Source organism: Mesorhizobium sp. NPDC059054 (assembly GCF_042739215.1).
Classification (GTDB): Bacteria; Pseudomonadota; Alphaproteobacteria; order Rhizobiales; family Rhizobiaceae; genus Mesorhizobium.
Window position 1 is genome coordinate 453,834 of sequence record NZ_JBHYHV010000004.1, and the last position, 12,328, is coordinate 466,161.

General features: G+C 59.0%; 12 protein-coding genes. 3 read left to right on the forward strand and 9 right to left on the reverse strand.

Translation table 11 applies throughout. The features are described 5' to 3' along the window. Positions 1-309: 309 nt before the first annotated feature. The 3 genes from ACFWXH_RS19440 to ACFWXH_RS19450 form a co-directional block, all read right to left on the reverse strand. A complete protein-coding gene (locus tag ACFWXH_RS19440) occupies positions 310-777 on the reverse strand; it encodes a hypothetical protein (RefSeq protein WP_379122931.1) in 468 nt (155 codons plus the stop codon). Further along, complete coding sequence (locus tag ACFWXH_RS19445) at positions 770-1,348, reverse strand: recombinase family protein (protein ID WP_379122933.1); 579 nt, start codon at positions 1,346-1,348, stop codon at positions 770-772. Before ACFWXH_RS19445 ends, ACFWXH_RS19440 begins: the two co-directional genes overlap by 8 nt. A gap of 1,158 nt (positions 1,349-2,506) precedes the next feature. Then, positions 2,507-3,247, reverse strand: coding sequence for a hypothetical protein (locus ACFWXH_RS19450; protein WP_379122935.1), 741 nt, complete (start codon positions 3,245-3,247; stop codon positions 2,507-2,509). Between the two features lie 82 nt (positions 3,248-3,329). Between ACFWXH_RS19450 and ACFWXH_RS19455 the strand changes: the two genes are divergently transcribed. Next, positions 3,330-4,370, forward strand: a complete 1,041-nt coding sequence (locus tag ACFWXH_RS19455; RefSeq protein WP_379122937.1) for a hypothetical protein — start codon at positions 3,330-3,332, stop codon at positions 4,368-4,370. Positions 4,371-4,375: 5 nt separating this feature from the next. On the opposite strand, the gene ACFWXH_RS19460 is transcribed toward ACFWXH_RS19455, so the two are convergent. Continuing rightward, on the reverse strand, positions 4,376-5,698 hold the full coding sequence (locus ACFWXH_RS19460; RefSeq protein ID WP_379122939.1) for a tyrosine-type recombinase/integrase: 1,323 nt from the start codon (positions 5,696-5,698) through the stop codon (positions 4,376-4,378). A gap of 205 nt (positions 5,699-5,903) precedes the next feature. Here ACFWXH_RS19460 and ACFWXH_RS19465 point away from each other — a divergent pair, with 205 nt between their 5' ends. Next, complete coding sequence (locus tag ACFWXH_RS19465; protein WP_379122941.1) at positions 5,904-6,791, forward strand: phosphotransferase family protein; 888 nt, start codon at positions 5,904-5,906, stop codon at positions 6,789-6,791. On the opposite strand, the gene ACFWXH_RS19470 is transcribed toward ACFWXH_RS19465, so the two are convergent. From ACFWXH_RS19470 to proV, 5 genes are all read right to left on the reverse strand, one after another. Beyond that, the gene (locus ACFWXH_RS19470; protein WP_379122943.1) at positions 6,776-7,306 is read right to left on the reverse strand and encodes a dihydrofolate reductase family protein; all 531 of its coding nucleotides are present in this window, start codon (positions 7,304-7,306) and stop codon (positions 6,776-6,778) included. The two genes, ACFWXH_RS19465 and ACFWXH_RS19470, sit on opposite strands and share 16 nt — an antisense overlap. Positions 7,307-7,492: 186 nt before the next feature. Continuing rightward, the gene (locus ACFWXH_RS19475; RefSeq protein WP_379122945.1) at positions 7,493-7,879 is read right to left on the reverse strand and encodes a helix-turn-helix domain-containing protein; all 387 of its coding nucleotides are present in this window, start codon (positions 7,877-7,879) and stop codon (positions 7,493-7,495) included. 131 nt (positions 7,880-8,010) lie between these two features. Then, positions 8,011-8,874, reverse strand: a complete 864-nt coding sequence (locus ACFWXH_RS19480; protein WP_379122947.1) for a glycine betaine ABC transporter substrate-binding protein — start codon at positions 8,872-8,874, stop codon at positions 8,011-8,013. 25 nt (positions 8,875-8,899) lie between these two features. Further along, complete coding sequence (locus ACFWXH_RS19485; protein ID WP_054309802.1) at positions 8,900-9,829, reverse strand: proline/glycine betaine ABC transporter permease; 930 nt, start codon at positions 9,827-9,829, stop codon at positions 8,900-8,902. Positions 9,830-9,845: 16 nt separating this feature from the next. Next, positions 9,846-11,057 (reverse strand): glycine betaine/L-proline ABC transporter ATP-binding protein ProV, encoded by a 1,212-nt coding sequence (gene proV / locus ACFWXH_RS19490; RefSeq protein ID WP_379123299.1) that lies wholly within the window; start codon positions 11,055-11,057, stop codon positions 9,846-9,848. A 533-nt stretch (positions 11,058-11,590) separates the two neighbouring features. On the opposite strand from proV, the gene ACFWXH_RS19495 reads away from it, so the two are divergent. Continuing rightward, positions 11,591-12,319: a BPL-N domain-containing protein gene (locus ACFWXH_RS19495; RefSeq protein WP_379122949.1), complete on the forward strand. Its 729-nt coding sequence runs from the start codon at positions 11,591-11,593 to the stop codon at positions 12,317-12,319. The last annotated feature ends 9 nt before the right edge of the window (positions 12,320-12,328 follow it).

Consider the following 12,328-nt stretch of genomic DNA (forward strand, 5'->3'; position numbering starts at 1 on the left):
TCCATAGGGTTGTTTCTGTAGTTCTTCTATCGGGGTCGAAGACGCCGAAGCAGCGGATAACCCATAGTACAGAACCGCACGAAATGCAATAAAAATACACTACCGATAGAAATTTTGTGATCAATATCCAACAATACATGCCCCATGCAGAAACTATTGATAAACTCCTGAGTAAACCATAGATCATAACGGGCAGTATTCGTGATGTAACCACGTGGCTTTCCGGTGCCCTTCTCTTGATGAAACCCATGGCTATCCTCGGGCCGAACCCCTTACGCATCCCGAGCAACACCGAGGACAACACAGGGACTAAGTGGGGCGGCAAACCGGAGAGGCCAAGCCACATATCGCCCGCTTGTCCACTTGACCTATGGGAAGGTTCAAAGGCTTAAACACTTCCTTCTCCAGACACGTCCAGAGGGCTGCCCCCGTATCGGAATAGAACTTTACCGCCATGGCCGTTTGTCGGCGGTCCACAAAGCGCATAACCCAAACAATGGACCCCAAACCCTCTTCCTGCTGTTTCACGAGCACACGTAGCTTGGCGCTCTCCACCGGGTCTGGTCCCGTAATTGAAACCTGTCGGACATTCTCGGTGAAATCACCCGATATGAAGGCCAAAGGTTCCCAATGCGGGGGTTCCAGCCCTCCCCCATCACTTGAAATTTCAGCGGCAACATCTGCAAGCACGCGGAGCCTAGCCGATGGCTCCACCTTTCCGAGTATGCGGTTGATGGCGGCGGCTACGAGTTGCTCGATTGGCGCTTTCTCAGCCATCGTTGACCTCGCTGGTTTCCGATAGAATGCGGAACACGGAGGCGCGGCTTATCTCCAGCGCCTTTACGATATCCCCGACAGACTTCCCCTCCGCGCGGAGTCGCATCACATCGGCGGCTTTACGCCTAGCTGTCGGTTGCCGCCCAGCGTACTTGCCCTCTGCCTTGGCCTTAGCGATGCCCTCGCGTTGCCGCTCAAGCATCAGTTCGCGTTCAAATTCCGCGATGGACCCCAGCAGGTTCACCATCAGTTTGCCGGTTGGCGTATCTGTGTCCAGGCTCATCGCGAGAATACGTAGCCCCACACCCTTCCCCGCGAGTTGCTTTTGGATGTCCACCAAGTCCGCAACCGAACGCGCTAGACGGTCCAGCTTGGTGACGACCAGCGTGTCCCCTTTGCGAACGTACTTAAGGGCGGCTGCTAGCTGCGGTCGGGAGGCCGTTACCGACGACAACTCCTCCTGAAAAACCTCCTCGCAGCCGGCTGCCTTAAGGTCGCGGAGTTGCGCCGCAAGGCCGGCCTTCTGGTCGGCTGTTGAGGTTCGGGCATAGCCCACAAGCGTCTGTGCCATGGCGGCGGTATCTCCAGCTAAGCGAAAAATGTCTTGCGGAGGCCAGCCCTACGCCAACCCCCGCAGGTTTCCTAAAGCCTACTTGCGGCGCTCTAGCACGAGAGACACGCCCGGTAGTGCCCGCGTTTTGTGTTGTCCATGGATGAGGGTCTCGCTGATGACCACATGGTACGCCGCCCGCGATGGTTCGCATTCCTGCCACGCCCTAAAGGTCCGTCTGATACCGCTCATCGCCCTCCTTCTAGTTGCAGCCGCTGGCCGCGCCTTTCTGTCACCTTCAAGCCGGGCATAGGTGGCACACCAGAAATCGTGCGGCGGAAGTGATAGGAAAACCCCGCCCTCCCAATCCGTAAAGTAGTCAAACAGTTCTTCCAATGGAGCAGCGCGGGTCATTAGCGGCCCCCATCGGCGCGAGCCAAGCGCACAAGGGCAGCAGCTATGCCATCGACCCGAAAAGACGGCCCCCGCAAACGCCCAATGCGCAGCGACAGCGCCAAGTCATGGCGGGTTTCCCTTGCGGCCTGCCACAGTGCGAACTCACGACCCACCCGGTCGCGGACATAGTGCTCGGTCACGAGAGGGACCACGTTCCCGGCAGTCGGCGGGGCTAAATCAGCGAAAGCGACACACCAGAGATTTCCCTCGGCGGCGGGGTCTGTCTCCCAAGCAGACAGCCGGGTGCGTAGGTCTTCTAATCCGACTGGCGTTTCAGGCGTCGGGACATCCTCCAAAGTGTATGCCGGTATCGGCACATCAAAGTCTGCCTTCGAGAAGTCAAAGGTGCGCCGGCTCTCACCGGTTACCAATCTCAGGTGCATGGTGTTGTCTCCTGGTTGAACACGGTGCACACAACGCGAACCATGTGAGACAATTTTGCGAGACTCCTCCTTAATCTGTCAAGAGACCATTTATGTGAGACTCTCTGAGGGCCCTTGCACAAGGTCTCACATGGGCTTGCTCTATTGAGACAGGCTGTCGGGATTTAGAATGCTTCGCCTGGATTCCCTATGGCTACCATTTCAGGCATGGTGCTGAGCGGGGAGGAGCGCAAAACCAAGGGCTGTAAACGGTGGCAAATTTATCGACCTATGGGTGCCACGGGGGGAAAGGTCGCCAGAGCCCTCACGATATGACCTCTCACATGGGCGACTTTAAATTCTATTCTGGCCTAGCCTTACGCCCCTTTTTGGCAGGGTCATTCACCGGCCCCGCCTTAGGCTTGGTTAGCTCTTCACGCATCTGCTCAAAAAGCGCGTTACTGGCCTTTTCTTCGACCGCACGCTCCTTCCCCGAATGAGTATCTGCCTGGATTCGCCGGCTCCCACGCGCGACAGGTTTCCAGTCCTCCCGTATCCCCTTGATCTGCTCTGCGATCTGTATCCACGGGCTGCGGGCTCCCAAATAGGACACATCATGGTAGTCATTCATTGAAAGCCTGTATGAAAGTTTCTCTCGGTCTTTGGCGTTGGGGTGCGGCTTCCAACTGGTTGAAACGCTGAAGTCCTTCCGGCTGACCAGTGCGAATTCACAGAGATTGCTCCGTATGCTTTGCCCTGGCCGTAGCAAGCTAACGTGTTGCAAGGGGGTTTCAAAAGCCGACCGATGGCTGCTTCCACTCTTCCCAGAAGGGAGGGGAGGGTCAAATTGAACATCAATAGCATAGGCGACGGCGTTGCCAGAATTTTCCACGATGAGGTCAACGTGGTTCACTGCCCACAGATTTGGCTCCAACGTCGCCGTGACGTGAGCTTGTGCCGTTGCCCGAGATAGGACTTTCGTTTCCTTTGCCAGAACCCAGGTTACCACCCCGAGGACAGCCGTTGCGAAGGCTGTAATGACTACAGATGCCAATTGAATGTTTTCGGCGCTCACGGCCTGTTTGAGCCAGTCAATGGACATGTCCGATCCCGATCCCCCAGGTAAGCTAACTAAGGCTCTGTCAAAGTGTGCATAGTAACCGTGTGCAGGATATACTGCCGATATGAACGAGTCGCAGCAACAACAGGCCGACATTGAGAAGCATTTTCGGCTGTTCCAACAGCAGCTGAACCGATTCGGTTACTCGCGTTCACCTCTCCAACTAGACTTCGACGGCAAGCGCATGGTGGTGGCGGGGCCGGCAATCTACAGGGTCCCTTTGCAATGGAATTTCAGAGAGTTTCTGCTTTCCTACGGGCTAGGCATTATCGGCCGGGCTGTGGTGGATGCCGAACCCGACAAACAGGCCCCGCAGCATCCGCTAGCTAAGCAACTCGTAGCTGCCCGCATGGTCACAACAGAGGAAGCCGGTGCATCAAAGCTCATAGGCATGAACTGTGAGTTGGATGCGTTCATTCATCTAAGCTGGGACTTGTTCACGGTCGCTGACAACGTTGGCATCCAGACAACACTCATCGAGCGCCTTAAGAAACCTTTGCTCTATCAAGGCGCTCGATATGAGGTCTTTGTCACGGCCTCCTTTTTGCGGGCCGGATTCAGCATCGAATTCGAGCGAGAGGATGATCCCACCAGAACCCATTGTGAATTCACGGCCACCAGCAAAAAGACCGGGAAGTTATTCTCCGTAGAGGCAAAAAGTCGACATCGGGCAAACCATGACAACAAGCAAGCAGGTCTTTCTCGGCTTCTGAAAAAGGCGTTGACCAAGTCGGCGGACCACGAGCGTATCACCTTCGTAGATGTGAACCTTCCGCATGATACTGGTGAGCTTTTTCAGGTGGCATGGCATAGGGAGGTTGGGGCCATGTTGACGGAAATGGAGGCCCGCCAAGACCCCCGGCACCCTTGGCCGCAATCATTCCTCTTTTTCACGAATGGGACTTTTTCCTTGGGTCACACCCCCAACGGCCGCGTGTCTACGATGATCGTAACTGCGATAAATCATCCACTGTTCCAGCAAACTGACCGCCGATTAGTAGAATCTGCATATCCCGAGGTGGGCAAGCTCTGCCATGCTGTCGATCATCTTGGAGAACCCCCGAAGGACTTCCCCGGAGAAGGGACAGGCTTTAACAAAGTGTAACGGTTTTAGTCTGGCAGCCTCACGGCCTCCACCAAGTCTTTCTTCGCCTTCTCCGCATCCGGCCCCGCGTATCCTCGCTGGCTAAGGTCTAGAGACTTTGGTCGGTCGCTATCCGTATGGCCGACCACCCACGCCAGCGTCCATTCGTCAAACCCCGTGGCTCCGCCAAGCTTCGCCTCCCGCACCTTGCGGATGAACCACCTGCGAAACGAATGGAAATCCACGTTGCTCTTCGCCTTATCGTTGGGTCGCTCATCCACTCCCTGCTTGCGCCGATACCGAGTAAACTGCTTGGCGGCAGGATCGGAGCGAGTTTCCCGCGAGGGAGGCACGGGGGGAAGCTCATCGAACAGATATTCAGAAGGCGCTTTGCCCTTAGTCCTCTTCTCCACCAGTGCAGCTAGCCCCGAGTGGATCGGCACGGTTCGCTTAGCGCTGTCCGTCTTGCCCGCCCAAACATTGAAGACCCCATTCCGACAGTCGGCAACTTGAAGCTGGCAAATCTCTTCCAGGCGCATCCCACTTAGAGCGGCGACAGGCATGAGGTCGTTGAGGAGTGAACCGCCGTCGCCAGCCAAGAGGGTCTTCACCTCATCGTCTGTGAAAGGCCGCTTGCCTCTGTCCTCTTCGGCTGTGCGCGGGGCACGTGGGGTGGCCGGGAGGGTCTGGTCCGCCCACGGGTTGCCATCGGTGGCCACGTGGCCTTTCTCCCGCAACCATCGCCAGTATTGCCGTAGGAAAGTCAGATAGGCGGATGCCTTGTCTGGGCTACGGCCAACCACAAGGCTCTCCGATATGAAGCGCCCCGCGACATGCCGGCTTATATGCTCCAGGGCAAGCGGCTGGTCAGAGCCTTTGAGCCAATCTCCGAGCCACCCAAGCACGCGCCGGAAATCTCCCGCCGTCTTCTGGCGGTAGCCTTGATGTGCCACGAAGGCATCTGCATGATGATCCAGCGGAGTGAACCTGCCGGTTGCCAACGCGGCGAACTCTTGCGCTCGCTTCGTGCCTGCCCGCTTCTCCATCTGTTCGGCGGCCACTTCGATAGCATAGCGCGTGTTCTCGTCGTCTTTGGTTAGACGAAGGGCTAGTGCTGCGGCGGTGTCCGGGTCGCTGTTAGACAATGCCTTTTCGGCTGCCGCTATGCGGGCCTTGAGTTGGGCAACGATGGGCCACTTGCGCTCATTAGCTTCCTTGAGATTGACCGTATGGAGCGGGTGCGTGAGCTTGCCCTTGCCAAGCAAAGAGCGAAGGGCAGCGGGAACCTTCACCCGAACCCGGTATTGCTGGCCATGCCATTCGAGATACTGTGCTGCTTTAGACCCCATCGCCCCTCGGTGCCCCACCAAAGTGCCCCACGGAAGCTCTTAGAATGGCCAGAAGTCAAGGGATACATGAGGTCCGTAGGTGCGGGAGAGAGTTTCCCTCCTTCTCCGCCATCCAACCTCTTCTTTTTGGTCTCTCATTATCCGGGCTCGATGGCGAGTTCTCCAAATTAAGTGCGCCTTGAGCAGATGAAGACGGAGCCGTTTCTTGCAAGCGACTGACGTTTCGCATGCCGTGGCTGCGGCCAGATCGACCGCTTCGGCGTTGGGCCTGACGGTCGATGATGCAGTTGTTCTCCAGAACTCGAACAAGCTCACCTTGCGCCTTCTGCCCTGTGACACCCTTGCCCGTGTCGCACCCTTGGCGGATCAGGTGCTGCAGTTCGAGGTCGAGCTTGCCGGGCTGCTCGCCGAGACCGGGAGCCCTGCAGCCGCGCTCGAACCTCGCGTTCCGCCGCACGTCTACGAGCGCGATGGTTTCGCGGTTACATTTTGGACCTACCACGCGTCTGTGATGCCAGATATCGCACCGGTCGAGTATGCGCGTTCGCTACGGCGCCTGCACATCGGCATGCGACAGATCGAGATTGCCACGCCACACTTCACGGATCGGGTCGCGGAAGCAGAGCGACTTCTGGCGAATCGTCACCTGACGCCTGAACTGGCCGATGTCGACCGGGAGCTTCTCCGCAGCATGCTGAAGAGCCTCATACGAACGATCATCGATTGCGCCGCCGCGGAGCAATTGCTGCACGGCGAACCACACCCGGGCAACGTGCTGAGCACCAGGTTCGGGCCGCTGTTCATCGACCTTGAGACATGTTGCCGTGGACCGGTGGAGTTCGACCTGGCTCATGTGCCCGATGCGGTCATCGAGCATTATCCGGACGTCGATCAGGCGTTGCTGAGCGCATGCCGCGCCCTCGTACTCGTGATGGTCGCAGCGTGGCGGTGGGACGCGGGCGACCAGTTTCCAAACGGCCGGCACTGGGCTGGACAACTCATCCGCACCCTACGCCAGGGTCCACCGTGGCCGTCGCTCGATGCAATGACACGGCGCCTCGCCGGCGAGTCGCGAGATCAGGCAGGAACGTAGGTCAACCGGATCACATCCTCGCCAATCCGATCATGCGCGATGAGGCGCAGCGGCGGCCGGGGCCCGGCGAAATATGGCGTGCCGTGACCAAGCACGACAGGGTGCAGATAGATTCGATATTCGTCGATCAGGTCAAGTTCGGTGAGGCTTCGCGCCAGGTCCGGGCCGGCGACTTCGATCTCCCCGTCATGCTCGGCCTTGATCTGCCGGATCGCGCCTTCAAGATCATCCCCAACCAGCCTGGCGTTGGGACCGACCGATTTCAACGAGCGCGAGACGACCCATTTCGGCTGGTTCCGCCACGCCGCGGCGTAAGCCTGTCGGTCCGTATCCCACTCAGGATGGTCGTCGTCCCAGTAACGCATGATCTCATACATGCGGCGACCGTAGATACTGCCAGCCTGCTCCTGAGCCTCCTCGATGAAGTGGCGGAAAAGCGCGGGACTTGGCCCAAACGCCATGTGGTCGACGTAGCCGTCCAGCGACTGGTTCATTCCGAACACGAGCTTGGCCATGCCACTTCCTTCCCACGCAGCGTTGCCCCACATCCGATTGCATTATGCAATCAGAAATGAGGCAAATCAACTGATCTGATTTAGAGCGCGCGGAACGGCTCTACGCTCGGGCTGAGAATCCGCTGGAGCCTGATCGTAGTCTCTTGAAAACGGACCCATGCGGGTCGGCGGCACGACGAGCCTTCGTCATGCGACGGCTGATCCATCCTCCGCCGTCTTGAGCCCCTCGAAGCCGACTATGAGCTGCTGCACGCGCTTGTTCAGCGTGGCGATGCTCTCGGACGTATTCTGGAGCTCCCGCAGCAGTTGCGCGGAGTCGTGAACATGTTCCCGTGGCTCGCTTCCGATGCCGGTGAGAAGCCAGATCGGGCTGACGCCCAGAATTCCGGCCATCGTGGTCAATCGGTTGGCCCGCAATTCGGCGCGATCGCGTTCCCACGCGCTCCAGCTCGAGGTCAGGACGCCAAGCGCCTGCGCGGCCTGTGCGACGGAAAGCCCCGCGAACTCGCGCGCGAGCGATATCCGTCCGCCCAGCGTGTCGGCGGAAGGGTCGATTGTATGATGATGGATCACGATTTCCAGTCTCCTTTTGAGAAAGGCTGCCCACAGGCCAGCTTCAGCTCTCGGGCAACGGTGACGGCGGCGAGCGCCGCCGTCGGAGAAGCAGTCGCGGTCATTTCTGGATCACCAGAAAGCCTGCGACCTCATCCTTCAACCCACTTCTTCACCTGGTCGGGGTGATCGGCGATGTATTTGTCGACCGCCTTTTCGTAGGAGGTTTCCTGGGCATCGAACATCGCCGCCTCGAGTTCGGGGATCGGCAGGTTCATGCGCGAAAGCAGTTCCGCGACCTTGGGGTTGTCCTCCTTGAACCCCTTGCGGGCGAGGATGTCGATATGTTCGGCCTTGCCGAGCGAACCCTTGGGATCTTCGATGTAGCGCAGCTTGTATTTGCCGAACATCCAGTGCGGGCTCCAGGCCGTGGCGACGAACCACTTCTCGGAACGCATGTCGCGGTCGACCGTGGTCAGCATGCCGGCCTCGCTGGAGATCTTCAGCTTGTAGTCCAGGCCATAGTCCTTGACCGCCTGCTCGGAAAGCCGCGTCAGGCCGGCACCGGGATCGATACCTTGCACCTCGCCACCGAGCTTCTCCTTCACCTCGTCCTTCTTCAGGTCCTCGATCGAGCTGATCTCGCTTTCGGGGATATATTGCGGAACCACCCAGCCCAGTTTTGCACCGTCATAGATGGTGCCGAGCGTCTCCACCTTGGATTCCACGCGCTTGAAGTAATCGGCATGGGTTTCCGGCAGCCAGGCCATCATCATGGCGTCGATGTCGCCGCGGCTGACACCCTGGTAGAGCGGAGCGACATCCGTCTGCACGAGTTCGACTTTCTGGCCGAGCTTGTCCTGGATGAGCTTGGCGGCGAGCTTGGTGACGAATTCAGCGTCCGACCAGGCAGCCCAGCCCAGCTTCACGGGCTTGCCGTCCTGTGCGAAGGCTGCGGTGGTCATGGTGCCGGCAACGAGCGCGGCGAGCCCTATACGTGTCAGTGTTCTGAACATGTTTTCTCCTTCGTATTTTAGAAGTTCAAGCGGCGGCGGAGCGCTGCTCGTCATCAGCTGGAACGTGGTCCGGCGAAGTCGCTTGCTGGCCTCTCTCGGCCTTGCGGAAGACAAGGAATCTCAGAAAGCCCGAGCTGCCCTTGCCGAAGCTCTGGGTGATCCGGTCGAGCACCACGGCCAGGATGACGACAGCCAGCCCGCCTTCGAAGCCGGCGCCCACGTCGAGACGCTGGATGCCCGTCAGCACATGGTTGCCGAGCCCGCCTGCGCCGATCATCGAGGCGATGACGACCATCGAAAGCGACAGCATGATCGTCTGGTTCACGCCGGCCATGATCGAGGGCATGGCATTCGGCAACTGCACCTTGAACAGCAGCTGCGAGGACGTGCAGCCGAAGGCCAGTCCCGCCTCGATGAACTCGGCATGCACCTGCCGGATGCCGAGATTGGTCAGGCGCACCACAGGGGGCATGGCGAAGATGACCGTGGCGATGGTGCCGGGCACGGCACCCAGACCGAAGAACATCGCAGCCGGGATCAGGTAGACGAAGGCCGGCATCGTCTGCATCAGGTCGAGCACAGGCCGCAGCAGGCCTGCCACCCTGTCGGATCGCGCCATGGCGATGCCGGCCGGGATTCCGACGACGACTGCGATGATGGTGGCTGAAAGCACCAGCGACAACGTCTCCATGGTGCCCTGCCACAGGCCCATGTGATTGACCAGGGCGAGCGCCAGCAATGCGAAGACGGCAAACTTCCATCCCACCCGCCAAAGCGACAAGAGCGTCAGTACGGCGATACCCGCCGCCGGCGGGATACCCACCAGCGCGCCCTGGATGCCGTCGGTAACGAAGCCGATCGCCGTGGCGATCGCGTCCAGCGCAGGGGTGAAGTTATCGAGAATGTAGTTGACGGTGACGTCGGCGCCATGGCCGACACTGAAATCAAAATCCATGTTTCTTCCCTTCGGCTCAACCAGCCCGGTCGAGCGTTTCCAGAAGCGCCGACTTGCTGATGGAGCCGACATAGCGGCCATGCTCGTCGACCACTGGAACGGGCCAGCGGCTTTCCGCCACGCGACCCAGCACGTTGGACAGGGGTTCGCCGGCAGGTATGGGCTCCACGTCCTGGAGGAAGGCGTTGCGATAGGGTTCCGCGACCTTGGTCTTGATCTTGTCGATCAGCGCATCCTGGCTGACCATGCCGTGGAACTTCCTGTCGCGGCCGACAACGATGGCAACGTCGCGCCCCGACTGTTCCATCTGCTCCAGCGCCGCTGCCACGGAGACGCCCTGCCGATCGATGATGGTCAGCTGCGTCTTGCGGGCGATGTCGCCGGCCTTGAACACCTGCGAGACATCCACATTGCGGAAGAAGGACCGTACATAGTCGTTGGCCGGCCGGGAGACGATCTCGTCCGGCGTGCCGACCTGCACGACCTTGCCATGCTGCATGATGCAGATGCGGTCGCCGATGCGCATAGCCTCGTCGAGGTCGTGGCTGACGAAAATGACCGTGCGATTCTGCTCCGCCTGGAGGCGCATCAGTTCATCCTGCATCTCGGTGCGGATCAACGGATCGAGCGCGGAAAAGGCTTCGTCCATGAGCAGGATGGTCGGCTCGCTGGCCAGGGCCCGCGCCAGGCCGACGCGCTGTTTCATGCCGCCCGAGAGCTCGTCCGGCCTGCTTTTCGCATAAGGCTTCAGTCCGACCGCATCGAGCGCGGCAAGCGCTTTCTCGGTGCGCTCGGCCTCGCCCATGCCAGCGATTTCCAATCCGAAGGCGGCGTTGTTGAGCACATTGCGGTTGGGGAGCAGGGCAAACGACTGAAACACCATGCTCATGTCGCGCCGGCGCAGCTCGATCAGCTCGCGCTTCGACATTTTCGTGATGTCGCGACCGTCGATCTCGACAGCACCGGCGGTCGGCTCGATCAAGCGGTTGAGAAGGCGAAGCAACGTCGACTTGCCGGAGCCCGACAGGCCCATGATGACAAAGGTCTCGCCGGCCATGATGTCGAAGCTCGCGTCATCGACGCCAATCGTACAACCGGTGGACGCGTGAATTTCGGATTTGCTGGTGCCCGAACGCGCCATTTCCAGCGCGCGACCGGCGTCTTCTCCGAAAACCTTGTAAACGTTCTTGAGACTTACCTTGATGCCGTTTGAGGCATCCGATTTTATTTTTTCATTACTTAATGAAGTGTAAGAAGAAGATGTTGCCATATTGCAAGTCGAAAATCTGCTGCATCAGCAGATAAGCTTTCCTTTTCTGCGAACAATATATCGAGCGTTCTGATTGGCTGGCAAAAATAATCGCCGAGAAGCCTTCCGGGAAACGGAAATGATATTCCAAATCCAAGGTCGCCATATAAGCGCTCTGAGGGAGACTGTCCACCCTCCAGATACCCAAGACACAACCCTAGATAGTATTCCGGTAACTGAAAAAGGACGATGCGGCGCGGAGAAAGACCTCATGCGAACCGCAAAGCCGTATCTTTCCTAGGCCTTTCGAGGGACCTTCCCACGAGGCATGCGTCGAAAGAAAAAGTTGTAACGCATCCATTTTTTCACCCGATCACATCCGATGGACAGCGGACGCGACGGGGTAATGAAACCGCAAGCCTGCCAACCTGCCGCCCAAACTTGGCCTGAAACACCGCCGAGAACAGGTCTCGAAAACAGGCTCGTCAATCCATTCGAAAGTATCGCGCATCATGAAACTCGCAACGTTGCTGGCGGCCGCGACGATCCTGCTCGGGGCGATGCCGGCCCAGGCAAAAACCGACATCATCAGGGTGGCGGTGTACCGTGGGCCGGCCTCTTGCGAGGGCTGTTCCGAAACGGCCAGAACGTCGATCGAGAAGCTCGATCCCGCCTATCGGGTTGAATTTGTCGGCAAGGGCGAGAAAACCGATATCTCGCGAGAGACGCTGTCGCACTTCGACATTTACGTACAGCCGGGTGGCGGCCAGGACATTCCGGGCGCATTGCGCAGTCTCGGCAAAGCCCGTGTCAGCGCCATTCACGACTTCGTCGCACAAGGTGGCGGCTTCCTGGGCCTCTGCATGGGCGCCTATCTTGCCGACCGAGCGAACTTCGGCCTTATCCCGCATGACCTGGATTCGGAGGTCGGGCGTCCCGGCTTCCCGGTCAAGACAATCGAAGATGCAGCCGTTCGCGTCAGCTGGGCGGGACGCCAGGACATGGCCTACTTCCAGGACGGCCCCTATCTGCCGCAGGCCGGCAGGGATAAGGGCTTCCGGCAGATCGCGGCTTATGAAAACGGAGACATCGCGGCAGCGCGCTACTCTTTCAAAAAAGGAACGGTCGTGCTGAGCGGCCCGCATCCGGAAGCCGACAAGACATGGTTCGAGGACGCCGGACTTCCGCTGGAGAAGATGCCGAAAACCAACCTGCTCAAGGATCTGCTTTCCAACTTCTAGTCATGCGAA

Bases quoted from the DNA above. Each gene is read 5' to 3' on its own strand.
- ACFWXH_RS19440 (WP_379122931.1), bottom strand. From the start codon at position 777: ATGGCTGAGAAAGCGCCAATCGAGCAACTCGTAGCCGCCGCCATCAAC.
- ACFWXH_RS19445 (WP_379122933.1), bottom strand. From the start codon at position 1,348: ATGGCACAGACGCTTGTGGGCTATGCCCGAACCTCAACAGCCGACCAG.
- ACFWXH_RS19450 (WP_379122935.1), bottom strand. From the start codon at position 3,247: ATGTCCATTGACTGGCTCAAACAGGCCGTGAGCGCCGAAAACATTCAA.
- ACFWXH_RS19455 (WP_379122937.1), top strand. From the start codon at position 3,330: ATGAACGAGTCGCAGCAACAACAGGCCGACATTGAGAAGCATTTTCGG.
- ACFWXH_RS19460 (WP_379122939.1), bottom strand. From the start codon at position 5,698: ATGGGGTCTAAAGCAGCACAGTATCTCGAATGGCATGGCCAGCAATAC.
- ACFWXH_RS19470 (WP_379122943.1), bottom strand. From the start codon at position 7,306: ATGGCCAAGCTCGTGTTCGGAATGAACCAGTCGCTGGACGGCTACGTC.
- ACFWXH_RS19480 (WP_379122947.1), bottom strand. From the start codon at position 8,874: ATGTTCAGAACACTGACACGTATAGGGCTCGCCGCGCTCGTTGCCGGC.
- ACFWXH_RS19485 (WP_054309802.1), bottom strand. From the start codon at position 9,829: ATGGATTTTGATTTCAGTGTCGGCCATGGCGCCGACGTCACCGTCAAC.
- ACFWXH_RS19495 (WP_379122949.1), top strand. From the start codon at position 11,591: ATGAAACTCGCAACGTTGCTGGCGGCCGCGACGATCCTGCTCGGGGCG.